Below are 24,676 nucleotides of genomic sequence, written 5' to 3'. Positions count from 1 at the left end.
GTCCATACACGAGCGGCGACCCTTAATCTGATCGGAGCCGGGGGTGACGTGAAGCATTGGGGGTGCGAGCAGTGACCGACGACCTTCTGCGCGCCCGGGCGCAGGAACTCTACGCTCTGGCGCTCGCCGACGCCGACTGGACACCAGAAAGCGTCTGTACGCTCACCGGCTGGTCACAAACCGAACTCGACGCGGCACTCGTCTCGTTGGCGTCGCTCGGCCTGGCTGCACGGTTCCCCTCCGCACGCAGCGGGTGGGCGGTCCACTCCCCCGCGACGGCCATGGCGCAGCTCACCGAGGGCAGCCGGCGCAGGACCGAGGAACTGGTGAACACCATCACCGCCGCCCACACCGCGCTGAGCCAGCTCGCGGCGGAATTCCAGCCGGTCCACATACGGCAGCTCGCGGAGGCCCGCATCGAGGTCGCCGCCCAGCCCGCGCAGATAGCGGCGATCCTCGACGAGGCCGCCAGCACCGTGACCGCCGAGATCCTCTCCATGCACGCGAGCGTGCAGGAGGAGCACCTGGGTGACGACCGCAACCGCGAGGCACTCGGACGCGGCGTCCGCCAGCGCTCCATCTACCTCGCCACGGCGGCAGCGGTACCGAACATCCGCACCCATCTGCGGACCTTCGTCAATGACGGCGGCGAGGTGCGGACCACGGCCACGCTCCCCATGAAGATGATCATCGTCGACCACTCACTCGCCGTGGTACCGGCCCTCGGGCTGGACGACCGGGGCGGCGAGGGCTCCGCGATGGTCCTGCGCAGCCCCGCCATGGTGGCCGTCCTGCGGCAGATGTTCGAGCACTGCTGGGCGTCCGCGTCGGACCTGTTCACCGACGACGTGGGCGCCGCGCCCGCCGCCCGGCACCGGGAGGTCGTCCGGCTGCTGGCCTCCGGGCTGACCGACGAGGCGATAGGCCGCAAGCTGGGCCTGTCCGACCGGACGGTACGGCGGATCGTGGCGGAGCTCATGCAGCAGATAGGGGCCGACAGCCGCTTCCAGGCCGGGGTGAAGATGGTCCGCCTCGGGTGGCTGGACGACGACCCCGCGCTGCTGGAGGACGTGGTCGGGGGCACCCCCGGTGGTCAGGTAGGATCCTCTCTGTCGGTGAGCGCCGCTAGCTCAACTGGCAGAGCAGCTGACTCTTAATCAGCGGGTTCGGGGTTCGAGTCCCTGGCGGCGCACAGACACGAAGGCGTCCCTCCTCCGGGAGGGGCGCCTTCGTTCGTTTGCCCTCGAACGAACAGGCGGCATCCTTGGGGACTCGGTGCGAAAATATGCCGTAACGACGAGGTAGGGCCTCCAGCGGGGCTCCGCCGGGGCGTACGAGGAGGCCATGCACGCACACGACGCAACGCCGCCCGGTACGGACGGGGAGGCCCGGCCGCGTCCTGGGACCCCCACGCCCGGGGGCCTGCTCGACCTTCTCGCGGTCGCTGCGATGGTCCTCGACCGGCACGGCCGGATCGTCCTGTGGAGCCCCGAGGCCGAGCGGCTGTTCGGCTACAGCGCGGCCGAGGCGCTGGGCCAGAACGCCGGCCTGCTCATGGTGGAGCCCGCGAAGCTTGAGCTGGTCACCGAACTGTTCAAGCAGGTCAGGGCGGGTGCGGTGTGGCAGGGCGTGTTTCCGATCGTGCACGCGGACGGCACGGTCCGGGACATCGAGTTCCGCAACATGCGCATGCTCGACGTGGACGGCGGGGTCTTCGCGCTGGGACTGGGCGCCGATCTGGCGACCGTCCGCCGGGTCGAGACGGACATGGGGCTGTCGAGCAGCCTGGTCGACCAGTCGCCCATCGGGCTGGCGGTCTTCGACAACGAGCTGCGCATCGTGCGGGTCAACGAGGCCCTGGAGGGCATGTACGGCCTGTCGGCCGCCTCGATGCTCGGGCGCACCGTGCGGGAGGTCTCACCGGGCATCGACGCCGCGGGGATCGAGACGGCGATGCGGCGCGTGCTGGAGACCGGCGAACCTCTGCTGGACCTTGAGACGATCGGCCGCACCTATGCCGACCTGGGGCGCGACCACGCGTGGTCGATCTCGTACTACCGGATCGAGGACCCCACCGGGCGGGTGCTGGGCCTGGCCACCTCGGTGGCGGATTTCACCGAGCGGCACCACGCCGCCGAGGAGATCGCGATGGCCCGCGGCCGGCTGGCGGTGATCGCCGAGGCGGGCACCCGCATCGGCACCACCTTGGACCTCCAGCAGACCGCGCGGGAGCTGGCCTCGGTCGTGGTGCCGACGCTCGCCGACATCGCCACCGTCGACGTGCTGGACTCGGTGATGCGCGGCGAGACGGTGTCCCGGGTGGCCACGGGCGAGACCGCCGACTTCCGGGCCCTGGCCATCGCCGCGGCCGACCCGAACGAGACGATCGGGGCCGTCGACCCGGTGGGCGAGCCGGCCTCGTACCCGACCGACCGGCTGATCACCCGGGCGGTGCGGGAGGGGCAGCCGGTGGTGGTGCACCGGGTGAGCAGCCGCATGCTGCGCCGGATCGCCCGGGACGACCGGGCCGCCGCGCTGCTGCGACGGGCGGGGGTGCACTCGTACATGGCCGCGCCGCTGATCGCGCGCGGCGAGGTGCTCGGCGTGATCGGCCTCTTCCGCACCCGCAACCAGAAGCCCTTCGACGACCAGGACCGCACCCTGGCCGTGGAGCTCGCCGCCCGGGCCGCGATATCCATCGACAACGCGCGGCTGTACGCGGGCGAGCGCATGGCCGCCCTCACCCTCCAGCGGAGCCTGCTGCCGCACGAGCCCCCGACGGTGGACGGGATGGAGACGGCCGCCCGCTACATACCCGCGGTCCGTGAGGTCGGCGGGGACTGGTTCGACGTGCTGCCGCTGAAGAACGGCAAGGTCGGCCTGATCGTCGGCGACGTGATGGGCAAGGGCCTGCACGCCGCCGCGATCATGGGGCAGCTGCGCACCGCCACCCGGGCCTTCGCCCGGCTCGACCTGGCCCCCGACGAGCTGCTGTGGCATCTGGACGACATCATCGGCGGCACCGAGGGGGACTTCATCGCCACCTGCGTCTACGCGGTGTGCGACCCGGCCACCGGCCGCTGCCAGTTCTCCACCGCCGGGCACCTGCCGCCGGTACTGGTGCCCCCCGGCGGCCGCGCCGAACTGATCGACATCCCGAACGGCGTGCCGCTGGGCGTGGGCGGGATCAAGTTCCGCACCGTGGAGCGGGAGCTCACCGAGGGGACGGTGCTCGCGCTGTTCACCGACGGGCTGGTGGAGGACCGCCGGCAGTCCCTCGACGTGGGCCTGCGGGCGCTGATGCGCGTCCTCAAGCTCAAGACCCGCCACCGGTCCCTGGAGGAGACCTGCGACCTGGTGCTGGGCACCATGCAGCAGTCGGCGGACGACGACGTCGCCCTGCTGCTGGCCCGCATGGGCTCCGGCGCCACGGCGGGGCTCTAGGCGTACTGCCCTGTCGGCGGAGCCCGGCACGGCATCCGACGCCGCCCGGTTTCCCACTGCCCGTCTTGTCTGTCTATGTTCGAAAGATGAGGTCATCACGCCGGGTGCCGCCCCACAGCGGCGCACCCGCCCTGCGGAGTTTCGATGCGGTCGTACCGGTCGGCAGCGGGATCCTGCTGCCCCTGGTGCTGATCGTCGGGATCTCGCTGACCGACTGGCTGAGCGGCCCGCAGACCTATCTCGCGCCACTGATGATCATGGCTCCGGCACTGGCGGGCGTCTCCACGACCTGGCGGCGCACGCTGGGCATCGGCGTCGCCGGGCTCGTCGCGCAGCTGGCCCTCCTCCCGTACGACGAGGTGCGCCTGCCGGACAGCGGCACCCTCCTGTGGTCGCAGCTCATCGCCTATGCCGTGGGCTCGCTCTTCGCCGCCTACATGGCGTGGCACTACGAACAGAGCCGACGGGTGTTCGCCGCCGTCCACTCGGTCGCCGAGGCCGCCCAACGGGCGCTCCTGCTGCCTCCCGGGCCGGAGGTGGGCGACCTTCGGCTGGCGGTGCGCTACGTCTCGGCGGCCGACACCGCGAAGATCGGCGGCGACCTGTACACGGTGGTGGAGACGCCGCACGGTGTGCGCGCGCTCATCGGTGACGTGCGCGGCAAGGGGCTGGACGCGGTGCAGACGGCCTCGGTGACACTGGGGTCCTTCCGGGAGGCCGCGTACGACGAGGAGGCGCTGACCCGGGTCGCGCAGCGGGTGGACGCGAGCGTCGCGCGGCACATGGCCCCGGGCGAGTTCACCACGGCGCTGTTCCTCCAGTTCAACGACCCCGGGCAGGTGGGACTGCTGCACTACGGGCACGTGCCCCCGCTGCGGGTCGCCACGGACGGCACGGTCACCTCGCTCGACCCACCCGATCCGTGGGTGCCGCTCGGGCTGTCCCAGTTCGCGACGGGTGCACCGCCCCGGCCCTGGCAGGAGACGCTGGGAGCCGACGACGTCCTGGTGCTGTGCACGGACGGGGTGATCGAGGCGCGCAGCGCCGTGGACGGCTCGTTCTACCCGCTGGCCGAGCGTGCCGGGGTGCTGGCCGCCGCATCGGCCGACAACCTCGAGGCCGCCGTCGAGCGGCTCTACGCGGACCTGTTGCGGCACACCGGCGGCAGCCTCTCCGACGACGCGCTGCTCATGCTGGTCGCCCGCTCCTGAGCGAAGCCGGGCGACGACCGATCGAATGACCGAATATCCCTCCCAAATCGCTCATTTGACCGGTTAACAACTCGTTTCCCGCCTTGCGATCAAGACGGGCATTCGGGGAGGCTGGGACCGCAAGTCATGTAAGCGCCAAACGGAATCTATCCTCCCTAAGCGGGAGGACCGGGATCCGTTTCGGCGCCTTTCGCCGATCGGGGCCAAGGGGAGACGGTCCCGGCAAGGGGGTGGGCCACCGGCGTGACCCAGCGCGGTCCGGTCGTCGACGAGCTGCAGCGAGCATCGTCCGATCCGGGAGCAGACCGCACACGCATGTACACCCCGGGGGGCGGGGGGCCGCAACGCCCGGGACACCATCGCCGCGCGAGCGGCGCACATGCTTCGGGGGGAGCATTCCCATGCCGCCGACACCGACCGGCGCCCAGCAGTACACCACCGATCACTCCCGCGCCGGCGCGCCCGACGCCGCGCCCGTCATCCCGCACCAGACCCGCCCCGGCCCGTCCCGGCCGCGGCCCGGCGCGGTGGCACCCCGGTACGACTACGAGCACTACAGCAGACTCGCCGGCCCGCTCACCGAGCCGGAGCCCGGCGTCGCGTACCGGGTGCGCTACCGCAGCCTGCTCGCCGAGGAGCCCCACCGGATCCGCGCGGCGCTGCTGCTCGGCGCGGCTCCGGTGCTCTCCGCGGTGCTGCTCACCTGGCTGTTGCAGCCGGCCCACTGGACCCGCCGGGAGAACGCGCCCGGCTGGATGACGGCCTGCGACACCGTGATGCTGATATCCATCGGCCTGATCGAGGTCTTCCGGCTGATCAACGTCACGTCGAACGCGCACGCCACGCTCGTCGCGCGCGACCCGGTGCCCGTGATCCCCGAGGAGGGCACCAAGGTCGCCTTCCTGACCACCTTCGTCCCGGGCAAGGAGCCCCTGGAGATGGTGCGGGCCACCCTGGAGGCCGCGATCCGGCTGCGCCACCGCGGCACGCTGGACGTGTGGCTGCTGGACGAGGGCGACGACCCCGAGGTCCGGCGGCTGTGCGACCGGCTGGGGGTGCACCACTTCTCCCGCAAGGACGTCGAGAAGTGGAACCGGCCCAGCGGCTCCTTCCGCGCGAAGACCAAGCACGGCAACTACAACGCCTGGCTGGACGCGCACGGCGACGACTACACGTTCTTCGCCTCGGTCGACACCGACCACGTCCCGCTCCCCAATTTCCTGGAGCGGATGCTCGGCTACTTCCGCGACCCCGACGTCGCCTTCGTCGTCGGGCCGCAGGTCTACGGCAACTACGACTCCGCCGTGACCAAGGCCGCCGAGAGCCAGCAGTTCCTCTTCCACGCCCTCATCCAGCGGGCCGGCAACCGCTACGGCGCCCCGATGTTCGTGGGCACCAACAACGCGGTGCGGATCAGCGCCATCAAGGGCATCGGCGGTCTGTACGACTCGATCACCGAGGACATGGCCACCGGCCTGGAGCTGCACCGCCGGCGCAATCCGGCCACCGGCCGCAAGTGGCGCTCGGTCTACACCCCGGACGTGCTGGCCGTCGGGGAGGGCCCGTCCTCGTGGACGGACTTCTTCACCCAGCAGTTGCGCTGGAGCCGCGGTACGTACGAGACGCTCATCAAGCAGTTCTGGAAGATGCCCTTCACGCTGTCCCCGGGCAGGCTGCTCAACTACACGCTGATGGTCGTCTACTACCCGATGACGGCGGTCAACTGGATGCTGGGCGGCCTCAGCTGCGCCCTGTTCCTGGGGCTCGGCGCCTCCGGCGTCCAGATCGACTCCGAGGTCTGGATGATGCTGTACAGCGACGCCGCGGCCCTGCAGATCGGCCTGTACGTCTGGAACCGGCGGCACAACGTCAGCCCGCACGAGCCCGAGGGCTCCTCGGGCGCGGCCGGCATGGTGATGTCGGCGCTGTCGGCGCCGATCTACGCCCGCTCGCTGATCGACGCCGTACTGCGCCGCAAGAGCCGCTTCGTGGTCACGCCCAAGGGCGACTCGGCCAGCCCCGACCGGCTGCTGTCCACCTTCCGCACCCACATCCTGTGGACGCTCGTGTTCGGCGGGTCGCTGGCCGCGAGCTTCTTCAACGGCCACACCCATGTCGCGATGCGCACCTGGGCGGTGCTCGCGCTGCTGCTCGCCGTCGCGCCGATCGCCGTCTGGTGGATGTCGCTCGCCCGCACCAGGAGCGCCGCCCGATGACCTACCGACCCAGCCGCAGACTGCGGAAGATCGCCATCGGGAGCACCGCCGTGAGCGTCCTGGCCGGGATGAACGCGCCCGCACTCTACGGCTGGACCGCGGCGACCTACCACGACTACAAGATCAACCAGCCGGAGTACAAGGCCGCCCACGGCCACTGGGATCGGCTCGAGGTCCCGGAGAAGTACCGGATCAACGCCATCCACGCCGCGCTGCTGCACACCGGGAAGGTGCTGCTCATCGCCGGTTCCGGCAACGACGAGACGAACTTCGAGGCCAAGTCGTTCAAGAGCGTCCTGTGGGACCCGGTGAAGAACACCTTCAAGGAGATCGACACCCCCAAGGACATGTTCTGCGCCGGCCACACCCAACTGCCCGACGGCCGGCTGCTGGTGGCAGGCGGCACGGCCCGCTACGAGAAGCTCGAGGAGGCGGTGGACCGGGCGGGCGGCGCGATGCTGGTCAAGAACGAGAACCCGGACGCGCCCCGGACGTTCCCCCAGGGCACGGTCTTCGTCAACAACGAGAACGGCCGCACCTTCCGCTCGGAGTTCCCGGTCACCGCCCCGCGGGCGAAGAAGACCGTCGACAAGAAGAGCGGCAAGGTCACGGTCACCGCGAGCGAGGTCCGGGTCTTCGTCCAGTCGCTGGTCAAGGGCGAGGCGGGGATCGTCAACACCGCGGCGCAGTACGAGATCCGGGGGCTCGCGGGCCAGGACCGCAACAACCTCTACGGGCTGGCCACCAAGCTCGGCCTGGACAAGAAGGACTTCCAGGGGATCAAGGAGGCCTACGAGTTCGACCCGGTCGCCGAACGCTACATCCCGGTCGACCCGATGAACGAGGCCCGCTGGTACCCCACCCTGGTCACCCTCGCGGACGGCCGGGTGCTGTCGGTCTCCGGCCTCGACGACATCGGCCAGGTCGTCCCCGGGAAGAACGAGATCTACGACCCCAGGACGCGGAAGTGGACCTACACCACCACGCGCTACTTCCCGACCTACCCGGCGCTCTTCCTGATGCAGGGCGAGAAGATCTTCTACTCGGGCGCCAACGCCGGCTACGGCCCGGCCGACGAGGGCCGCGTCCCGGGCGTGTGGGACCTGCGGACCAACCGCTTCACCGCGGTGCCCGGGCTCAGCGACGCGAAGGACCTGGAGACGGCCAGTTCGGTGCTGCTGGCGCCCGCGCAGGACCAGAAGGTGATGGTGCTGGGCGGCGGCGGGGTCGGCGAGTCCCACTCCTCGACCGCGCGCACCGCCGTGGTGGACCTGAACGCGGTCAGCCCGGCGTACACCGACGGCCCGGACCTGCCGGAGCCCACGCGGTACCTGAACAGCGTGCTGCTGCCGGACGACACCGTCTTCACCACCGGCGGCTCCCGCGACTACCGAGGGCGCGGCGGCAGCGACATCCTCAAGGCGCAGATCTACGACCCGGTGCGCGACGTCTTCCGGGACGCCGCCGATCCGGCCGTGGGACGCAACTACCACGCCGAGGCGCTGCTGCTGCCCGACGGCCGGGTGGCGGTCTTCGGCTCCAACCCGCTGTTCGGGGACAAGGCCGACACCACGCCGGGCTTCTTCGAGCAGCGCGTGGAGATCTACACCCCGCCCTATCTGTACCGGGACTCCAAGCCCTCGCTGGGCGAGGGCCCGCGGTCGGTCGAGCGCGGCGGCTCGATGTCGTTCCCCACCCGGTACGCCGGCCAGATCGACACGGCGCGGCTGATCCGGCCGAGCGCCGTCACCCACGCCACCGACACCGAGCAGCGGTCGATCGCGCTGGACATCGAGCGCGGCAAGGGGTCGGTGCGGCTGACCGTGCCGCAGGACCCGTCGCTGGTGCCACCGGGCTGGTACATGGTCGTGGTCACCGACGAGGAGGGCACGCCGTCCGTGGCGCGCTGGGTCAAGGTGTCCTAGGGCGTCTGCCCTGCTCAGGGCCCGGCGCGCGGTGTCTCAGGACGCCGCGCGCCGGGCCAGCCCCAGGGCGTATTCGGGCCACCACTGGCCTGCCTTGGGGCCGCCCTTGCAGGTGCCGTCGGAGTCGCCGGGGCGCTTGATCCACAGATAGGCGTCCACGAGTTCGTCGCCGGTGTCGGTGGTCGGCGGGGTGCCCAGGCCCCGGCCGGGCGGGTTGCACCAGGCCTCGTCGTGACCGCCCTGGAGCGGGCCGCGGCCGTTGCGGCTGGTGTCGATGACGAAGTGCTTGCCGTCGAGCCGCTCCGACAGCTCGGTGCCGTAGGCCGTGTTGGCCTCGGTGGTGTAGAAGTTCGAGGTGTTCAGGGCGAAGCCGTCGGCCCGCTCGATGCCGGCCCGCCGCAGCGGATCCACCACCCGTGCGGGGTCGCGCACCCACCCGGCGTTGCCCGCGTCGAGGTAGACGGCGGTGTGCGGCAGCCCGCTCAGGGTGTCGACGGCGTGGCCGAGCAGGGCGTAGCGCTCCTGCGCGAAGCGGCCGGGGGTGCAGCCGTCGACCAGGTGGGTGAGCGCGTCGGGCTCCAGGACCACCAGTGCCTCACGGTCGCCGATGCCGGCCGCGACCCCGTCCACCCAGTTGCGGTAGGCGTCCGCGTCGGCGGCGCCGCCGCTGGAGTACTGGCCGCAGTCGCGGTGCGGGATGTTGTAGAGGACCAGGACGGGGGTGCGGCCGGCCTTCTCGGCGGCCCTGGTCAGGCCCTCGGCCTGGCCGCGGGGGTCGTCGGGGCCGATCCACTCGGCGACCGGCCGCCCCGCGATCCGTTCCAGCAGCGCGGCGTCCGCGTCGCGGCCGTCCTCGCGCCACTGGCCGGCCTGTCGGGCGGCGGCGGTGTCCGGGTTGACCCAGAAGGGGGCGCCGGCCATGGGTGTGCTCTGCGGCGCGCCCTTGTCCCGCCCGGAATTCGCGGTGCCGTCGCCGCGGGAACAGCCGCCGAGGGCCACCGCGACCACGGCGGCGATCGACGCCGCGCGGGCGGCCTTGCGCAACGGGCCGGTGGAGGTGCCGTACATCCACTCCCCCTTGGATGGCGGACGGGACCGGTCTGCGTCAATCCTGACATACCGCACCGTCAAAGCACTGTCAGATCAGGTCAGTTGCCGTTTTCCCGCCGAAAGCCGCGGATCGCCGGCATGGCAGAATCCCGGCGGAGCCGTGGCCGACGATGGCTGGAGCAGGACGTGACCGAACACCCGCACCACATCCCGCGCGAACGGCGGCTCGCCGAAGTCCTCGTGGGGCTCGCCGACACCCTCGGCGGGGACTTCGACATGGACGCCCACCTCGGCCGGCTGGCCGCCGCCTGCGTGGAGCTCCTGGACGCCCGCGCGGCAGGGCTGCTGCTGGCGGGGCCGGACGGCGCGCTGCGCGCAGCCTCCTCCGGGGCGGTCCCGGAGCTGCTGCCCGCCCTCGACGAGGAGGGGCCGTGCCTGGACTGCTACGTGTGCGCGGCCACGATAGACGTGCCCGACCTGGCACGCTGCGACGAGCTGTGGCCGCGGTTCGCGCCTCGCGCGCGCGAGGCCGGCCTGCACGCGGCGTACGCGGTACCACTGCGCCGGGGCGCGGAGGTGATCGGCGCGCTGGGGGTGCTGCGCGCGGACCCGGGGGAGCCGCCCGCGGGGGACGTGGAGCTGGCCCGCGCGCTGGCGGACGCGGCGGCCGTCGGGGTGCTGCAGCGCCGGGCCCGTCGTGAACAGGAGCTGCTGGCCGAGCAGTTACAGGGCGCGCTGGACAGCCGGGTGGCGGTCGAGCAGGCCAAGGGGGTGTTGGCGGAGCGGTGGGGTGTGGGTGTCGACGAGGCGTTCGGCGCGCTGCGCCGGTACGCCCGCAGCCACCGGCTGCGGGTGGCGGAGCTGGCGACCGGCGTGGTGGCCGGCAGCTTCGACACCGACCGGCTGCGGGACGACGCGACCTGACGCATGCGGTCGCGGATTGTCAAGTCCTGGCCTGAGAAGAAGGTGTGACGGCCCGTCTGCCCTAGGGTGGTGCCCATGTCCGAGACCTCCCTCCTGACGAGCACCCCGTCGATCGCCTCGGTCCGCCGCCGCGCGGAGGGCGACAGCACCGTGGTCACGCTCGACGGTGAGGTGGACGTGCTCACCGCGCCCCGGGTGTCCGCCGCGCTGGACCTGCTCACCGGGACGGACCGCCCCGACATCGTGGTGGACCTGCGGCCGGTCGACTTCATCGACTGCAGCGGGCTGTCCGCTCTGGTGCGCGCACGCCGTCGCGCGGAGCAGCAGCAGGGGCGCGTACGGCTGGTCTGCCGGGACGAGTTCACCCTGCGGACCCTGCGGGCGACGCGGCTGGCCCAGTACTTCACCATCCTGCCGGACTGGCCGGATCCCACGGCCTGACGCGCGCCACGTCCGCGCGCCCCCAACGCGCCCTGGCAGGGCCGAGATCGCCTGTTCTAGCCTGACAGGGCGGCCCAGGACCCCGGTCGTCGGCAGTCAGAGCAGCAGCAGCCTCCTACGCGCACAGGACGTGGTCCGGCCATGGCCAAGCTCGCGGCCTCCTCAGCCTCCTCACGACTGTCCCTGTCCGATCCGAAGAGATCCGCCCTCGACGTCTCCTGGACCTGCTCGCTGCGCAGCGCACCCGGCAGCGACGCGCTCGCCGCGCGCATGAGCCATGCGGCGCTGGAGATCCTCGCCTGCGGTACGGCCGGCGCCCGGATCTCCCAGGCCGTGCTGGTGGCCTGCGGCTACGTCGTCACGCACGGCCAGGCGCGGCGTTTCCGCGTCACGCTCGGCGTGGAGGACGGGCACTGCTCGGTGTGCGTCACCGACACCGGTTACGACCAGCCGCCCGCGCTCGCCGGCGCGGCGCCGCCGGAACCGCCGTCCTCCTCCGAGACCACCCGGCTGTGCCGTCAGCTGACGGACGCGGGGGACGCGGAGCCGCTGGACGGCGTGCAGGTGCACCACACCGCGGACGGCGCCGTGCTGGTCCGCTTCCGCGCCCGGCTGCCCGAGCCCGGCGGAACGCCGCGGCCCCACCGCCCTCCCCCGGACGCGCCGGACCACTCCCGCGGTCCAGGCACCCGAGGGTGAGGAGCGCCCGGCCGGCGGCCGTGAGGGGAGCGCGCCGCGGGCCGGGCGATCGGGTCGCCGTCACCGCCACGCGGCACGGCCGGGGCCCGCGGTGACCCGGGGACTCGCCGCCGTGCGTGACGGCACCCCGCAGAACGCCGCGAATCCACCGCCGAGGCCGCGAGGGACGCGCAGCGCGCCGTCCCCCGGGCAGCGCAGGCCGCGGTGACCGACGGCGGCGATGGCCGTGTAGTACGCGAAGTGGTCACCGAGCAGCGCCGACTCGGGGCGCACGCTGTCCCGCCCGACGCCCGACCGGCGGCTTTCGCGATCGGGTCGCCGTCAGCGGCACGGCAGCGTGGGCCGCGGTGACCAGCGGCTCGGTGCCGTCACGCAGGCCCGCGGCCGAGCGTCGTACGCGGGGTGGCCACCAGGCAGCATCGGCTCGGGGCGCACGCCGACCCCGACGCCCGGACCGCTATGCGGCGGCCTCCTGCACCGACAGGGCCGCGCCGACGGGGGCGCTGTGGTCCCGTAACGCAGGACCGCAGCAACAGCCCCGTCGTACGCAAGATGGCCACCAGGCAGCGCCTCGAGGCGCACGCCGACGCCCGGACCGCTCCGGCGGACCAGGCGACCGGAGCCGTCAGCCGCGGGGCGCGAGCGACACCGTGCGACCCTCACGGGCCGAAAGGACACCGCCTCAAGCACCCCCAGCATCACGACAGCCTGGGCCGCGCCGACCGGCGGCTGCGGTCCGTCACGCAGGACCGCCGCAACAGCCGCGCCGTACGCAGGATGGTCACCAAGCAGCCTCGCCTCGAGGCGCACGCCGACGCCCGGACCGCTCCCGCGGACCGGGCGACCGGAGCCGTCAGCCGCGGGGCGCGAGCGGCACCGTGCGGCCCTCGCGGGCCGAGAGTGCCGCGGCCTCAAGTACCGCCAGGGTCGCGGCGGCCTGGGCCGCGGTGACCGGGGGCTCGGTGCCGTCGCGCAGGGCGGCGGCGACGGCCGCGTAGTAGGCGGGGTAGTCGCCGGGCAGCGTCGGCTCGGGGCGTACGTCGTCACCGGCGCCCAGCAGACCCCACGCGGACTCCGGTTCGGTGCCCCACGCGGCGCCCGGCGCGGGGCGGGCGCCCTCGCGCAGATCGGCCTCCTGGGGGTCGAGGCCGTGCTTGACGTAGCCGGCGGTGCTGCCGAGCACGCGGAAGCGCGGGCCGAGCTGGGCGGTGGTGGCGGTCATCCACAGGTGGGAGCGGACTCCGCCGGCGTGGGTGAGGGCCACGAACGTGTCGTCGTCGGCCTGGGCGCCGGCGCGGCGCACGTCTCGCTCGGCGTACACGCTCACGGCCGGGCCGAAGAGGGTCAGCGCCTGGTCGACCAGGTGGCTGCCGAGGTCGTAGAGCAGACCGCCGATCTCCGCGGGGTCGCCGGACTCGCGCCAGCCGCCCTTCAGGTTCGGCCGCCACCGCTCGAAGCGGGACTCGAAGCGCCACACCTCGCCGAGCTCGCCGCGCTCCAGCAGCCCGCGCAGGGTGAGGAAGTCGTTGTCCCAGCGGCGGTTCTGGAAGACCGAGAGCAGCAGTCCGCGCTCCGCGGCGAGGGCGGCGAGCGCGTCCGCCTCGGCGGCGGTGGCGGCGAGCGGCTTGTCGACGACGACCGGCAGCCCGGCCTCCAGCGCGGCCGTGGCGAGCGGGACGTGGGTCTTGTTCGGCGAGGCCAGGACCACCAGGTCCAGCTCGTCCGCGCGCTTCCACAGCTCGTCCGCCGCTGAGGCGAGGCGGACGTCCGGGTACGCGGCGCGGACCTGCGCCTGGCGCTCGGGGTCGCCGGTGACGACGGTGTCCAGGGCGAGGCCGTCGGTGGCGGCGATCAGCGGGGCGTGGAAGACCGAGCCGGCCAGGCCGTAGCCGACCAGTGCGACGCGAAGGGGTGCGGAAGCCATGCGACCCACTTAAGCAACGCTGTTGCGAAAGCGCAAGCGTGCCCGACAATGGGCAGGTGAACAACGGAACCGCCGGAGCCAATCTGCCCGCGCTGCGCAGCCACAACACCGCGCTGGTGCTCGGGTTGCTGCGCACCGCGACCGTCGCGGACGGCGAGGGGATCAGCCGGCTGGAGCTCGCCGAGCACACCGGCCTCACCCCCCAGGCGGTCAGCAAGATCGTGGCGCGGCTGCGCGCGGACGGCCTCGTCGACGCGGCCGGCCGCGGCGCCCCCACCGGTGGCAAGCCGCGCACCCTGCTCCGGCTGGCCCGCCGCGCCCGGTACGCCGTCGGGGTGCACCTGGACCGCGACGAGGTCACCGTGCTCCTGGCCGACCTGGCGGGCGAGACCACCGACGCGCGCACCGCCCCCCTCGACCTCGGCCGGCCCGCCGCCGAGGTGCTGTGCGCGGTCGCGGACCTGGTGCGCGCGACCGTCGCGGACACCCCCGGCGCGAGCGGCGCGGTGCTTGGCGCCGGGATCGCCTCCCCCGGCCCGCTGGACCACGGGACCGGCGCGCTGCTGCGGATCACCGGCCTCCCCGCCTGGGACGGCTACCCGCTGCGCGAAGCGCTCGCCGACCGCCTGGGGCTGCCCGTCGTCCTGGACAAGGACACCAACGCCGCCGCCCTGTCCGTGCTGTCGCCGCCGGACCGCACCGGCACCGGGGACTCCTTCGGCTATCTGCACCTGGGCAGCGGGCTCGGCGCGGGGCTGGTCCTCGGCGGCACGCTGCACCGCGGGGCCAGGACCGGCGCCGGGGAGTTCGGGCACCAGGCGGTCGCCCTCGACGGGCCGCGCTGCGCCTGCGGCAACCACGGCTGTCTGGAGGCGCTCTGCCTGGCCGCCGTCGGCGACCGCGACCACGCGGGAGCGGCCCGGCTCCTCGGACTCGGCGCGGCGAACCTGGTCTCGCTGCTCGACATCGACCGCGTCGTGCTGGGCGGGCGCACCGTGCTGGCGCGGCCCGAGCTGTTCCGCCGCGAGGTCGCCGCCGCCATGGACGCCCGTACGCGCCGGTCGGCGGGCCGCACCGTCCCCGTCACCCTCGTCCCGGACGGGGCGCGCGCCGTCGCCCGGGGCGCGGCCCTGCTGGCGCTCGCCCCGCTGTTCGGCCAGACGGCGGGGGGCTGACCGCCCGTACGGGTAGCCGCCGGCGACCGCCCCGCGCCCCGCGGGCATACGACCGTACGAACGTGAGAGCTTCGGTGCCCATGAGGTGGCGCAGCGCTCTTGCCATGACGGCGGCCTCGGTCGTGCTGACCTCGGCCCAGGCGACCGGTGAGCCGTTCCCCGTGCGCGCCCGGCTGCAGGACGGCCCGCGCTCCTTCGTGGCGGGCGCCGCGGCGCGGGAGTTCCGCGTGGAGCTGGAGAACACCACCCGGCAGGCGCGGCGGAACGTGCACCCGGTCATCGTCTTCGTGGACCGCGACCGCAAGTTGACGGCCCGCCACATTCGTCTGGAGTACAAGGAACTCACGACCGGTGGGACGAAGGGCGCCGGCAGGTCCGGCACGCCGCGCTGGCGGCCGGTGCCGGTGGTGCACACCGACAACGACGAGAACGTGGCCGTGGTGGGCGAGCACGACCCCGGCGCGGTCCTGCCCGCGCGCCGCACGGTGCGCATCTCCCTGCGGCTGCGCTTCACCGCGGACGCGCCCCCGGAACCGGTCGCGGCCTCGGCCACCGTCGTGCAGCGGCGCGGCGCGGACGGCGACTGGGTCGGTGAGTCCGCGCCGTACCGCTTCTCCATCACACCGCCGAGGGACGCCTCCGGCGCCGTGCCGCCGACGGCCCCGGGGGCGGTGCCGGGTGCGCCGCTGCCGGACGGCACGCCCCGGGAAAGCGCCGGCGGCCGGAAACCGGACGGCGCCGCGACGGCCCCCGGCACGAGTGGCGGCGCGGGCGGCGGCCACCCCGGCGAACGCCCCGGCGGCCAACCCGGAGCGCACCCCGGCGAGGACGGCAGCACGGGCCCCGGCACCCGCCCCGGAAAGGCCCCCGGCGCGGCCCCCCACACCGGCAGCCCGGTCCCCGGCAAGGGCGACGAGGGCGAGGCGGTGGGCGGGGCGGACCGGCAGGACGCGGGGCGCGGCGACGCCGCGGGCACCCCCGCCGCCTCCGCCGCGCCACGCCCCCGCACCCGCCCGTCCGGCCTGGCCGACACCGGCCCCGTCCAGGACCCCGCGCCCGCCCTGCTGCTCATGGGCGCCGGGGCCCTCCTGCTCGCGGGCGGGATCGCCCTGAGGGCCGGCCGCCGGAGGTGAGCCGGGCGCGGGCCGCGAACTCCCGCCGCCCGGCGGGCGACCGGCCGGTGAACGGTGTCCGGCGCGGCGCCCCCGGCCGCCTCCCGCGCCCCGCGGCGGCGACCGCCGGCCCCGTTCCGATCTGCGAGGATTCACGATGTGAACGACAGCCAGGCAGGCGCGCCGACCCGCGCCGGCATCCCCGAGCACGGCCGGCTTCCCAAGTACTTCGTCGTCAAGACGCGCCTGGAGGAGCTGCTCGGCGAGCTCGGCGAAGGGGTGCCGCTGCCGACCGAGCGGGAGCTCGCCGCCCGCTTCGGAGTGGCGCGGGAGACCGTACGGCAGGCGCTGCGCGAACTGCTGATCCAGGGACGGCTGCGACGGCGCGGCCGCGCCACGGTGGTCGCGGGCCCCAAGCTGGAGCAGCCGCTGTCGCTGGCGAGCTACACCGAGGGGGTGCGCCGCCAGGGCCGGGTGCCGGGCCGCAACCTCACCGCGCTCGACCGGATCGCGGCGGACGAGGTGCTGGCCGGCCAGCTGGGCATCGCCACCGGCGGCACGGTGTGGCACATGGAGCGCGTACTGCTCGCCGACGAGGAGCGGGTGGGCCTGGAGAGCACCTACGTCGCGGTGGAGCGCGTACCGCGCCTTGACGTGGAGTTCGACCCGGACTCGTCCTTCTACGCCTATCTGCGCGAGCGCGTGGGCGTGGAGTTCGGCGACGCGGACGAGCGGATCGAGACGGTGCTGGCGACCCCGCGCGAGGCGCTGCTGATCGGCACCCCGCCCGCGCTGCCGATGCTGCTGCTGCACCGGCACAGCCGGGACACCGGGGGCGCGCCGCTGGAGCGGGTGCGGTCGCTGTACCGCGGGGACCGCTTCAGCTTCACGACCCATTTGTCCCGTACGTAGCCGCAAGAACCTTTTGAACCCCCTCTCATGGAAGCCCTGTTATCACGGAAAGATAACGGGTCTAGTCCAAGATTGCGGGTCCGTTCACGGCCGGTTCAGAAACCGGACCCGATCGCGTCCGCGGGCCGCACGACCGTGGTCCGCATGAGAGTCCTGATCGTGGGCGCCGGAGCACTCGGCACCCTCCACGCCTGGCACGCCGTCGACCGCGGACACGAGGTCGTCCACCTGGAACGGGAGACCGAGGCCCGCGGCGCCTCCGTCCGCAACTTCGGCCTGGTCTGGGTCGGCGGCCGGGCCTCCGGCGCCGAGCTGGAGACGGCGCAGCGCGCCCGCGAGTTGTGGCAGCGCATCGGCAGCCGCGTGCCCGGCGTCGGCTTCCGCGCCAACAGCTCGCTGACCGTGGTGTGCACCGAGGCCGAACGCGCCGTCGCCGATCAGGTCCTCGCCTCCCCCGAGGCCGCCGCGCGCGGGCTGAAGTGGCTCGACGCCGCCGAGGTCCGGCTCCGCAACCCGGCGCTGCGCGGCGAGTTCACCGGCGCCCTGCTGTGCGAGCGGGACGCCGCCGTCGAGTCCCGGGTCGCGCTGCCCGCGCTGCGCGCGCACCTGGCCGCCACCGGCCGCTACACGTTCCTGCCCGGCCGCGAGGTCCGCGACGTCGCCACCGGCACCGTCCGCGACGACCACGGCGAGACCCACCGCGGTGACACCGTCGTCCTCGCCACCGGCGCCCACCTGACCGGGCTGGTCCGCGAACTGGCGGGGCCCGCCCTGCCGGTGCGCCGCGTCCGCCTGCAGATGGCGCAGACGGACCCGCTGGACGAGCCGCTGACCACCTCGGTCGCCGACGCCGACAGCTTCCGCTACTACCCCGCCTACGCCGGCACCGCGCTCGACGCCCTGCGCGCCGGGCAGCCGCAGGCGCCGGTCGCCGCCGAGCACCGCATGCAACTGCTCATGGTGCAGCGCCTCGACGGCGGACTGACCATCGGCGACACCCACGAGTACGACGAGCCCTTCGCCTTCGACGTCACCGAGGCCCCGTACGACCACCTCACCGCCACCGCCGAGGCGCTGCTCGGCCGCCCCCTGCCGCGCGTGCGCCGCCGCTGGGCCGGGGTGTACGCGCAGTGCACCGACCCGTCCCTGGTGGTGCACCGGCAGCGCGTCGCCGACGGCGTGTGGCTGGTCACCGGACCCGGTGGCCGCGGCATGACCTGCTCCCCCGCCATCGGCGAGGACACCGCCAACGAGATCGGCTGGTAACGAAGATGACAGACACTCACCCCAGCGCTTCCCCCACGCTCGTCGTGCTCGACATGGCCGGCACCACCGTCGCCGACGACGGCCTGGTCGAGCGGGCCTTCGTCCGGGCCGCCGAACGCCTGGGCGTCGAGCCCGACCTGGACTACGTGCGCCGCACCATGGGCGAGTCCAAGATCTCCGTCTTCCGCGCCCTGTTCGGCACCGAGGAGCAGGCGCAGCGCGCCAACACCGAGTTCGAGTCCGCCTACGCCGAACTCGTCGACTCCGGCGCCTGCGCGCCGCTGCCCGGCGCCGCCGAGGCCATCGCCGCGCTGCGCGAGCAGGGCCGCACCGTGGTGCTGACCACCGGCTTCTCGCGGACCACCCAGGATGCGATCCTGGCCGCCCTGGGCTGGCAGGACATCGCCGACCTCACCCTGAGCCCGGCCGAGGCCGGTGGCCGCGGCCGTCCCTACCCGGACATGGTGCTCACCGCGCTGCTGCGCACCCGCGCCGCCGACTCCGTCCAGCAGATCGCGGTGGCCGGCGACACCGCGTACGACATGCTCTCCGGCGTCCGCGCCGGCGCCCCCGTGGTCGCGGGCGTACTGACCGGCGCCCACGACGAGAAGGCGCTGCGCGCCGCGGGCGCCACCCACGTCCTGCCCTCGGTCGCCGGACTGCCCGCCCTGCTGGCGGAGTTCTGAGATGGGCATACGGTTCGAGGATGTGACGGTGGCCTACGGCCGCACCACCGTCCTGGATTCCTTCGACCTCACCGTCGAACCCGGCGAGGTGATGGCCCTGCTCGGCCCCTCGGGCTCGGGCAAGACCACCGCGCTGCGCGCCGTCGCCGGATTCGTCAGCCCGGCCCGCGGCCGGGTGTGGATCGACGGCCGCGACGTGACGAAGCTGCCGCCGTACAAGCGCGGCATCGGCATGGTCGTGCAGAGCTACGCCCTCTTCCCGCACCTGCGGGTCGACAAGAACGTCGGCTTCGGGCTGCGGGCGCAAGGTGTGCCGCGCGCCGAGACCGCCGAGCGGGTCGCGCAGGCCCTGGAGCTCACCGGCATGGGCGAGTTCGCGCGCCGCTACCCGCGCGAGCTGTCCGGCGGCCAGCAGCAGCGCGTCGCCATCGCCCGCGCCCTGGCCGTACGCCCCCGGGTGCTGCTGCTCGACGAGCCGCTCTCCGCGCTCGACGCGAAGCTGCGCTCGGGGATGCTGGCCGAACTCGCGCGCCTGCACCGCGAACTGCCCGACGTCTCGATGCTGTACGTCACCCACGACCAGATCGAGGCCCTGACCCTGGCCGACCGCATCGCGGTGATGGACCGGGCCCGGTTGCAGGACGTCGGCACCCCGCAGGAGCTCTACCGGCGTCCGCGCACCGAGTTCACCGCGTCCTTCGTCGGCAACGCCAACCTGCTGCCGGTCACCGTCGGCGAGGACGGCGGAGTCCGCTTCGCCGGCCACGACCTGCGCGCCCCGACCGGCGACGCGGCCCCCGGCGCCGAGGCCACGCTGTGCGTGCGCCCGCACGCGGTCGGCCTGGGCGACGGACCCAACCCGCTGCCCGGCACCGTCACCGGTATCCAGTGGCGCGGCGCCACCCACCGTCTGCTGGTGGAGACCGCCGGCCACCGGCTGATGGCCGACGTCAGCGAACTGCGCGACCCGCCCGCCCCCGGCGACGCGGTGACCCTGCACTTCGCGCCCGGCGACGCCGTCCTGCTGCCCGCGGGCACCGGGGGCGGTGACCGCGATGGCTGAGACGGCAGAAACAGCCGCCGGGGCGGCCGGGATGCGCCCCGCGACGGCCCGCCTGCTGTGGGCGGGCGTGCCGGTCGCGCTGCTCGCGGCGGCCTTCCTCTACCCGCTGGTGCTGCTGGTGTGGCAGTCGGTGTCCCCCGACACCGGCGGGCACTCCTTCGCCGTGTACGAGGACGTCTTCGGGTCCGAGGTCTTCCGGCGGGCGCTGGGCAACACCGTGTGGATCGCGGCCGCCTCCACGGCGGGCTGCCTGGTGCTGGGCTTCGTCCTCGCCCTGGTGATCGCCTTCGTGCCGTTCCCCGGCGCCCGCGCGGTCGCCCGCTTCGTGGACGTCTTCCTCTCCTTCCCGTCCTTCCTGATCACGCTGGCGCTGGTCTTCGTGTACGGGTCCGCGGGCATGGCCAACGGGCTGTGGACGGACGCCACCGGCGCCGCCGAGGGGCCGTTCGCCTTCCTGACCACGCCGTGGGGCGTGATCCTCGCCGAGGTCACGTACTTCACGCCCTTCGTGATGCGCCCCCTTCTGGCCGCCTTCGGGCAGCTGGACCCCGCGCAGATCGAGGCCGCCTCGTCGCTGGGCGCCCGCGCCCCGCGCATCGTGCGGCAGGTGATCCTCCCCGAAGCGCTGCCGGCGCTGGCGGCCGGCGGGAGCCTGGTGCTGGTCATGTGCCTCAACGAGTTCGGCATCGTGCTCTTCACCGGCGCCAAGGGCGTCACCACACTGCCGATGCTCGTCTACACCAAGGCGATCCTGGAGTCCGACTACCCCGCGGCCTGTGTCGTCGCCGCCGTCAACGTCGCCGTCTCACTGGCGCTGTACGGCATCTACCGGGCGGTGAGCCGACGTGCTGGTGCATAGCCGCGGCGGCCGCTGGGCCGTGTGGGCGCTGTTCGCCCTGCTCTTCCTGCCGCTGTTCGCGCTGCTGGTGCTGGTGGCCGCGTCCTTCGCGGGCCACTGGAGCGGCGCCCTGCCGTCCGGCCCGACCCTGGACCACTACGACGCCGCCGTGCGCGGCGAGTCCCTGCAGGCCCTGACGACCAGCCTGCTCACCGCGGCCGCCGCGAGCGCGCTGGCGCTGGCCGCGGGCACCTGGGCGGCGCTGTCCGCGCACGCGCTGGGCCGCCGGGCCCGGCGCGTGATGGACCTGCTGTTCATGCTGCCGGTCGCGGTGCCGTCGGTGGTCGCGGGCCTCGCGCTGCTGGTCGCCTTCAGCAAGCCGCCGGTGCTGCTCAACGGCACCCGGTGGATCGTGATCCTGGCCCACACCGTCCTGGTGACGGCCTTCGCCTACCAGTCCGTGACGGCCGCGCTCGGCCGCCTCGACCCCGCCTACGAACAGGCGGCGGCCAGCCTCGGCGCGCGCCCCTGGTACGTGCTGTGGCGGGTCCGCCTGCCCCTGCTGCTGCCCTCCCTGGGGGCGGCCGCCGGGCTCTGCTTCGCCCTGTCCATGGGCGAGTTGAGCGCCACGATGATGCTCTACCCGCCGGACTGGCTGCCCCTGCCGGTCCTCGTCTTCAGCGCCACCGACCGCGGCTCGCCGTTCACCGGCTCCGCGCTCGCCGTGGTCCTCATGGGCACGACGCTCCTCGTCCTGCTCGCGCTCTCCCGCATCCGCACCAAGGCCTCCTACCGATGACCCTCAAGGAGATCAGTCCCGCCATGTCCCCCCTGTCCCGCGCCTCCCGCGTCCCCCGCGTCCCCCGTCGCGCCCTGCGCGCCCCGATCGCCGTCCTCGCCTCCTCCCTCGTGCTCGGCGGCGCCCTCACCGCCTGCGGCGGCGACTCCTCCGCCTCCGACGCCAAGGAGGTCACCGTCTACAGCGCCGACGGCCTCAAGGGCGAGAACGGCGACGGCTGGTACGACCGGATCTTCAAGGACTTCGAGAAGCAGACCGGCATCAAGGTCCGCTACGTCGAGGGCGGTTCCGGCGAGGTCGTGCAGCGCGCCGTCCGCGAGAAGTCCAACACCCAGGCCGACGTGCTGGTGACCCTGCCGCCGTTCATCCAGCAGGCCGACGCCAAGGGCCTGCTGGAGAAGTACGCCCCGCAGGGCGCCGACAAGGTCGCCGCCGCCGACAAGTCCACCGACGGCACCTGGACCTCGGTCGTCAACAACTACTTCGGCTTCGTCTACAACAAGCAGCAGCTGAAGACCGCCCCCACCACCTGGGACGAGCTGCTGGACGCGAAGTACAAGAACAAGCTCCAGTACTCCACCCCGGGCGTCGCCGGCGACGGCACCGCGGTCGTCATCAAGGCGATGCACGACTTCGGCGGCAAGGACCAGGCCATGGAGTACCTGAAGAAGCTCCAGGCCAACAACGTCGGCCCGTCCTCCTCCACCGGCAAGCTGGCGCCGAAGGTCGACAAGGGCGAGATCCTGGTCGCCAACGGCGACGTCCAGATGAACTTCGCGCAGGCCAAGTCGATGCCGAACCTCGGTATCTGGTTCCCCGCCGCCGAGGGCGGCAAGCCCACCACCTTCGCGCTGCCGTACGCCGGCGGCCTGATCAAGGGCGGCCCACACTCCGAGAACGGCAAGAAGCTGCTGGACTTCATGCTCGGCGAGGAGGCCCAGCAGCAGGTCAGCTCCATCGGCGGCGGCTTCTCCGCGCGCACGGACGTGAAGGCCGACGACGCCAACGCCAAGGCGCTGTCCGGAATCCTCCAGGGCGTCGAGGTCTTCGAGCCCGACTGGGCCGACATCGACGCCAACCTCGACTCTTACGTCAAGGCCTGGCAGGACGCGACCGGCAGCTGATCCCGGCGCCGCCCACGCCACCACTCCCTCGCGACCCGAACGCCCCTGCGCCGTCAGGGGCGTTCGGCTGCCCGCGGCAGGGTCACCACCGCCGACGGGGCGCGCGGGGTACGGGGTCAGATCTCGTCGACGAGATCCGCGATGGAGTTCACGACCCGGGTCGGCCGGTAGGGGTATCGCTCCACGTCGCTCGCATGGGTCAGACCGGTGAGCACCAGCACCGTTTCCATGCCGGCCTCCGTGCCGGACACGATGTCGGTGTCCATTCGGTCGCCGATCATCGCGCTGGTCTCGGAGTGGGCCCCGATCGCGTTCAGCCCGGCCCGCATCATCAGCGGGTTCGGCTTGCCCACGAAGTAGGGCTGCACACCCGTCGCCTTGGTGATCAGCGCCGCGACCGCCCCAGTGGCCGGCAGTGCGCCCTCGGGCGACGGCCCTGTCTCGTCCGGGTTCGTGGCGATGAAGCGGGAACCCGCGTTGATGAGCCGCACCGCCTTCGTCATGGCCTCGAAGGAGTACGTCCGCGTCTCACCGAGGATCACGAAGTCCGGGTCCGTATCGGTCAGGACGTACCCGATGTCGTGCAGGGCCGTCGTCAGGCCCGCCTCGCCGATGACGTACGCGGTGCCGCCGGGACGCTGGTCGGCGAGGAACTTCGCGGTGGCCAGCGCCGACGTCCAGATGTTCTCCACCGGCACGTCCAGCCCTATCCGCGCCAGCCGGGCGTGCAGGTCGCGCTGGGTGTAGATGGAGTTGTTCGTCAGCACCAGGAAGGGCTTCCCGGACTCCCTCAGCCGCTTGATGAAGGCGTCCGCGCCCGGGATCGCGACCCCCTCGTGGATCAGCACGCCGTCCATGTCGGTGAGCCAGGACTCGATGGACTTGCGCTCTGCCATGGTCGGACTCTCCTGCGGGCAAGGGGCTTGCGGTACGGCCCAAGGGTAACGATCGCGATCGGACCGCACCGGGTGGGGTGGAGATCCCGGCCGGCAGGTGCCGGCCGAGGCCGCGCACGCCTTCACGCTCGGGAACGCACTGTTCTCATCGCGGCGCCCGCGGCCCCACATCGCGGCGAAGTGGTTTATCATTCAACAAATAACGGGCGTCGCTCCGGGTTGCCGGTCCACCGCCCTGTCGTACGGCGACAGCCGTCCGGTGCCGGCGGCAAGCACCTCACTGCCACCAGCCGAGCCAAGGAGTCACACCATGACGACCACCAACGACCTTGCCGCGCTCGAGACGGAGCGGAACCGGATCCGTGCGGAGTATCTGAGTCCCGCGGACCGGCGCCCGGCCTCCTCCGCGCGCGGCCTGCACCACACCGCCCTGCTGAGCAGCGATGTGCTCAGCACCGTGCGGTTCTACCAGGACATCCTGGAGTTCCCGCTCACCGAGCTCATCGAGAACCGGGACTACCCCGGCTCCTCCCACTTCTTCTTCGACATCGGCAACGGCAACCTGCTGGCGTTCTTCGACTTCCCCGGGCTGGATCTCGGCCCGTACGCCGAGGTACTCGGAGGACTTCATCACGTCGCCATCTCGGTCGACCCCGAACGCTGGCAGCACTTGGTCGACAAGCTGAAGCAGAACGGCATCGACCACGTCGTCCACAGCGAGGTCTCGGTCTACTTCAAGGATCCGGACGGAGCCCGGCTGGAGCTCATCGCCGACCCGCTCGGCGAGATGTACGGCCACCGGGTGCTCTGACCACAGGAAGGCCGGACACCCTGCCCCTGCCCTTCGCTCGCCGGCCACCGGCCTGACGCGGTCCGCCGACTTCCACCGATCCGGTGGACCTCGTCTGACCCAACCGGAGCAACCCCGCATGCGGCGGCCCGCCGGAAACGAGACCTTCGGAGTACCAGGG

At 73.1% G+C, this 24,676-nt stretch carries 24 protein-coding genes and 1 tRNA gene; 19 read left to right on the top strand and 6 right to left on the bottom strand.

Annotated elements, in window-relative coordinates; all coding sequences use genetic code 11:
* Window positions 1-109: 109 nt before the first annotated feature.
* A complete protein-coding gene (locus ACFWVC_RS01825) occupies window positions 110-499 on the bottom strand; it encodes a hypothetical protein (RefSeq protein ID WP_384273952.1) in 390 nt (129 codons plus the stop codon).
* An 81-nt stretch (window positions 500-580) separates the two neighbouring features.
* A complete protein-coding gene (locus tag ACFWVC_RS01820) occupies window positions 581-841 on the bottom strand; it encodes a hypothetical protein (protein WP_384273945.1) in 261 nt (86 codons plus the stop codon).
* Between ACFWVC_RS01820 and ACFWVC_RS01815 the strand changes: the two genes are divergently transcribed.
* From ACFWVC_RS01815 to ACFWVC_RS01790, 6 genes are all read left to right on the top strand, one after another.
* Window positions 759-1,157 (top strand): LuxR C-terminal-related transcriptional regulator, encoded by a 399-nt coding sequence (locus ACFWVC_RS01815; RefSeq protein WP_384274953.1) that lies wholly within the window; start codon window positions 759-761, stop codon window positions 1,155-1,157. The genes ACFWVC_RS01820 and ACFWVC_RS01815 overlap by 83 nt on opposite strands.
* A tRNA-Lys gene (locus tag ACFWVC_RS01810) sits at window positions 1,120-1,192 on the top strand. The genes ACFWVC_RS01815 and ACFWVC_RS01810 overlap by 38 nt, the downstream gene beginning before the upstream one ends.
* Before the next feature lie 152 nt (window positions 1,193-1,344).
* Window positions 1,345-3,444 carry a SpoIIE family protein phosphatase gene (locus ACFWVC_RS01805; RefSeq protein WP_384273942.1) on the top strand — a complete coding sequence of 700 codons (2,100 nt, stop codon included), beginning with the start codon at window positions 1,345-1,347 and terminating at the stop codon, window positions 3,442-3,444.
* 86 nt (window positions 3,445-3,530) lie between these two features.
* Complete coding sequence (locus ACFWVC_RS01800; RefSeq protein WP_384273935.1) at window positions 3,531-4,655, top strand: PP2C family protein-serine/threonine phosphatase; 1,125 nt, start codon at window positions 3,531-3,533, stop codon at window positions 4,653-4,655.
* A gap of 401 nt (window positions 4,656-5,056) precedes the next feature.
* A complete protein-coding gene (locus ACFWVC_RS01795; RefSeq protein WP_384273930.1) occupies window positions 5,057-6,871 on the top strand; it encodes a glycosyltransferase family 2 protein in 1,815 nt (604 codons plus the stop codon).
* Window positions 6,868-8,796, top strand: coding sequence for a galactose oxidase-like domain-containing protein (locus ACFWVC_RS01790; protein ID WP_384273923.1), 1,929 nt, complete (start codon window positions 6,868-6,870; stop codon window positions 8,794-8,796). The genes ACFWVC_RS01795 and ACFWVC_RS01790 overlap by 4 nt, the downstream gene beginning before the upstream one ends.
* A gap of 36 nt (window positions 8,797-8,832) precedes the next feature.
* On the opposite strand, the gene ACFWVC_RS01785 is transcribed toward ACFWVC_RS01790, so the two are convergent.
* Window positions 8,833-9,864, bottom strand: coding sequence for a glycoside hydrolase family 6 protein (locus ACFWVC_RS01785; RefSeq protein WP_384273917.1), 1,032 nt, complete (start codon window positions 9,862-9,864; stop codon window positions 8,833-8,835).
* 168 nt (window positions 9,865-10,032) lie between these two features.
* On the opposite strand from ACFWVC_RS01785, the gene ACFWVC_RS01780 reads away from it, so the two are divergent.
* The 3 genes from ACFWVC_RS01780 (at window position 10,033) to ACFWVC_RS01770 (ending at window position 11,910) form a co-directional block, all read left to right on the top strand.
* Window positions 10,033-10,770 carry a GAF and ANTAR domain-containing protein gene (locus ACFWVC_RS01780; RefSeq protein ID WP_384273914.1) on the top strand — a complete coding sequence of 246 codons (738 nt, stop codon included), beginning with the start codon at window positions 10,033-10,035 and terminating at the stop codon, window positions 10,768-10,770.
* Between the two features lie 75 nt (window positions 10,771-10,845).
* Complete coding sequence (locus ACFWVC_RS01775) at window positions 10,846-11,211, top strand: STAS domain-containing protein (protein ID WP_384273908.1); 366 nt, start codon at window positions 10,846-10,848, stop codon at window positions 11,209-11,211.
* A gap of 141 nt (window positions 11,212-11,352) precedes the next feature.
* Window positions 11,353-11,910, top strand: a complete 558-nt coding sequence (locus tag ACFWVC_RS01770) for a hypothetical protein (RefSeq protein ID WP_384273902.1) — start codon at window positions 11,353-11,355, stop codon at window positions 11,908-11,910.
* 60 nt (window positions 11,911-11,970) lie between these two features.
* On the opposite strand, the gene ACFWVC_RS01765 is transcribed toward ACFWVC_RS01770, so the two are convergent.
* Together ACFWVC_RS01765 and ACFWVC_RS01760 are read right to left on the bottom strand one after the other, a co-directional pair.
* Entirely contained in the window at window positions 11,971-12,183 is a 213-nt protein-coding gene (locus ACFWVC_RS01765) for a hypothetical protein (protein WP_384273895.1), read from the bottom strand.
* A 580-nt stretch (window positions 12,184-12,763) separates the two neighbouring features.
* Window positions 12,764-13,834, bottom strand: coding sequence for a Gfo/Idh/MocA family oxidoreductase (locus tag ACFWVC_RS01760; protein ID WP_384273886.1), 1,071 nt, complete (start codon window positions 13,832-13,834; stop codon window positions 12,764-12,766).
* 56 nt (window positions 13,835-13,890) lie between these two features.
* Here ACFWVC_RS01760 and ACFWVC_RS01755 point away from each other — a divergent pair, with 56 nt between their 5' ends.
* The 9 genes from ACFWVC_RS01755 (at window position 13,891) to ACFWVC_RS01715 (ending at window position 22,809) form a co-directional block, all read left to right on the top strand.
* Window positions 13,891-15,009 carry an ROK family transcriptional regulator gene (locus tag ACFWVC_RS01755; RefSeq protein ID WP_384273883.1) on the top strand — a complete coding sequence of 373 codons (1,119 nt, stop codon included), beginning with the start codon at window positions 13,891-13,893 and terminating at the stop codon, window positions 15,007-15,009.
* Between the two features lie 80 nt (window positions 15,010-15,089).
* Window positions 15,090-16,142 (top strand): hypothetical protein, encoded by a 1,053-nt coding sequence (locus tag ACFWVC_RS01750; protein ID WP_384273880.1) that lies wholly within the window; start codon window positions 15,090-15,092, stop codon window positions 16,140-16,142.
* Between the two features lie 138 nt (window positions 16,143-16,280).
* Window positions 16,281-17,033, top strand: coding sequence for a GntR family transcriptional regulator (locus ACFWVC_RS01745; RefSeq protein WP_384273877.1), 753 nt, complete (start codon window positions 16,281-16,283; stop codon window positions 17,031-17,033).
* 144 nt (window positions 17,034-17,177) lie between these two features.
* Entirely contained in the window at window positions 17,178-18,299 is a 1,122-nt protein-coding gene (locus tag ACFWVC_RS01740; RefSeq protein WP_384273875.1) for a TIGR03364 family FAD-dependent oxidoreductase, read from the top strand.
* Window positions 18,300-18,304: 5 nt separating this feature from the next.
* On the top strand, window positions 18,305-18,985 hold the full coding sequence (locus ACFWVC_RS01735) for a phosphonatase-like hydrolase (RefSeq protein WP_384273871.1): 681 nt from the start codon (window positions 18,305-18,307) through the stop codon (window positions 18,983-18,985).
* 1 nt (window position 18,986) lies between these two features.
* Window positions 18,987-20,048: an ABC transporter ATP-binding protein gene (locus tag ACFWVC_RS01730; RefSeq protein ID WP_384273867.1), complete on the top strand. Its 1,062-nt coding sequence runs from the start codon at window positions 18,987-18,989 to the stop codon at window positions 20,046-20,048.
* Window positions 20,041-20,907, top strand: coding sequence for a 2-aminoethylphosphonate ABC transporter permease subunit (locus tag ACFWVC_RS01725; protein ID WP_384273864.1), 867 nt, complete (start codon window positions 20,041-20,043; stop codon window positions 20,905-20,907). Before ACFWVC_RS01730 ends, ACFWVC_RS01725 begins: the two co-directional genes overlap by 8 nt.
* The gene (locus tag ACFWVC_RS01720) at window positions 20,894-21,685 is read left to right on the top strand and encodes an ABC transporter permease subunit (protein ID WP_384273861.1); all 792 of its coding nucleotides are present in this window, start codon (window positions 20,894-20,896) and stop codon (window positions 21,683-21,685) included. The genes ACFWVC_RS01725 and ACFWVC_RS01720 overlap by 14 nt, the downstream gene beginning before the upstream one ends.
* A 23-nt stretch (window positions 21,686-21,708) precedes the next feature.
* The gene (locus ACFWVC_RS01715; protein WP_384273859.1) at window positions 21,709-22,809 is read left to right on the top strand and encodes a 2-aminoethylphosphonate ABC transporter substrate-binding protein; all 1,101 of its coding nucleotides are present in this window, start codon (window positions 21,709-21,711) and stop codon (window positions 22,807-22,809) included.
* Between the two features lie 116 nt (window positions 22,810-22,925).
* Here the strand turns inward: ACFWVC_RS01715 and ACFWVC_RS01710 are convergent, their stop codons facing one another.
* Window positions 22,926-23,705 carry an HAD-IIA family hydrolase gene (locus ACFWVC_RS01710; protein ID WP_384273856.1) on the bottom strand — a complete coding sequence of 260 codons (780 nt, stop codon included), beginning with the start codon at window positions 23,703-23,705 and terminating at the stop codon, window positions 22,926-22,928.
* Window positions 23,706-24,015: 310 nt separating this feature from the next.
* On the opposite strand from ACFWVC_RS01710, the gene ACFWVC_RS01705 reads away from it, so the two are divergent.
* The gene (locus tag ACFWVC_RS01705; protein WP_384273852.1) at window positions 24,016-24,516 is read left to right on the top strand and encodes a VOC family protein; all 501 of its coding nucleotides are present in this window, start codon (window positions 24,016-24,018) and stop codon (window positions 24,514-24,516) included.
* Window positions 24,517-24,676 lie beyond the last annotated feature (160 nt).

The organism is Streptomyces sp. NPDC058691, from assembly GCF_042714775.1.
GTDB lineage: Bacteria > Actinomycetota > Actinomycetes > Streptomycetales > Streptomycetaceae > Actinacidiphila.
The sequence above is the reverse complement of the archived record's forward strand: the minus strand, read 5'-3'. Positions and strand labels throughout refer to the sequence as shown.

What these genes read in the sequence shown, in the direction of transcription:
- ACFWVC_RS01740 (WP_384273875.1), top strand. Translation starts at nt 17,178, where the DNA reads ATGAGAGTCCTGATCGTGGGCGCCGGAGCACTCGGCACCCTCCACGCC.
- ACFWVC_RS01725 (WP_384273864.1), top strand. Translation starts at nt 20,041, where the DNA reads ATGGCTGAGACGGCAGAAACAGCCGCCGGGGCGGCCGGGATGCGCCCC.
- ACFWVC_RS01815 (WP_384274953.1), top strand. Translation starts at nt 759, where the DNA reads ATGGTCCTGCGCAGCCCCGCCATGGTGGCCGTCCTGCGGCAGATGTTC.
- ACFWVC_RS01705 (WP_384273852.1), top strand. Translation starts at nt 24,016, where the DNA reads ATGACGACCACCAACGACCTTGCCGCGCTCGAGACGGAGCGGAACCGG.
- ACFWVC_RS01825 (WP_384273952.1), bottom strand. Translation starts at nt 499, where the DNA reads ATGGAGAGGATCTCGGCGGTCACGGTGCTGGCGGCCTCGTCGAGGATC.
- ACFWVC_RS01805 (WP_384273942.1), top strand. Translation starts at nt 1,345, where the DNA reads ATGCACGCACACGACGCAACGCCGCCCGGTACGGACGGGGAGGCCCGG.
- ACFWVC_RS01710 (WP_384273856.1), bottom strand. Translation starts at nt 23,705, where the DNA reads ATGGCAGAGCGCAAGTCCATCGAGTCCTGGCTCACCGACATGGACGGC.
- ACFWVC_RS01735 (WP_384273871.1), top strand. Translation starts at nt 18,305, where the DNA reads ATGACAGACACTCACCCCAGCGCTTCCCCCACGCTCGTCGTGCTCGAC.
- ACFWVC_RS01750 (WP_384273880.1), top strand. Translation starts at nt 15,090, where the DNA reads ATGAGGTGGCGCAGCGCTCTTGCCATGACGGCGGCCTCGGTCGTGCTG.
- ACFWVC_RS01770 (WP_384273902.1), top strand. Translation starts at nt 11,353, where the DNA reads ATGGCCAAGCTCGCGGCCTCCTCAGCCTCCTCACGACTGTCCCTGTCC.
- ACFWVC_RS01785 (WP_384273917.1), bottom strand. Translation starts at nt 9,864, where the DNA reads ATGTACGGCACCTCCACCGGCCCGTTGCGCAAGGCCGCCCGCGCGGCG.
- ACFWVC_RS01775 (WP_384273908.1), top strand. Translation starts at nt 10,846, where the DNA reads ATGTCCGAGACCTCCCTCCTGACGAGCACCCCGTCGATCGCCTCGGTC.
- ACFWVC_RS01800 (WP_384273935.1), top strand. Translation starts at nt 3,531, where the DNA reads ATGAGGTCATCACGCCGGGTGCCGCCCCACAGCGGCGCACCCGCCCTG.
- ACFWVC_RS01730 (WP_384273867.1), top strand. Translation starts at nt 18,987, where the DNA reads ATGGGCATACGGTTCGAGGATGTGACGGTGGCCTACGGCCGCACCACC.
- ACFWVC_RS01715 (WP_384273859.1), top strand. Translation starts at nt 21,709, where the DNA reads ATGTCCCCCCTGTCCCGCGCCTCCCGCGTCCCCCGCGTCCCCCGTCGC.
- ACFWVC_RS01760 (WP_384273886.1), bottom strand. Translation starts at nt 13,834, where the DNA reads ATGGCTTCCGCACCCCTTCGCGTCGCACTGGTCGGCTACGGCCTGGCC.
- ACFWVC_RS01795 (WP_384273930.1), top strand. Translation starts at nt 5,057, where the DNA reads ATGCCGCCGACACCGACCGGCGCCCAGCAGTACACCACCGATCACTCC.
- ACFWVC_RS01790 (WP_384273923.1), top strand. Translation starts at nt 6,868, where the DNA reads ATGACCTACCGACCCAGCCGCAGACTGCGGAAGATCGCCATCGGGAGC.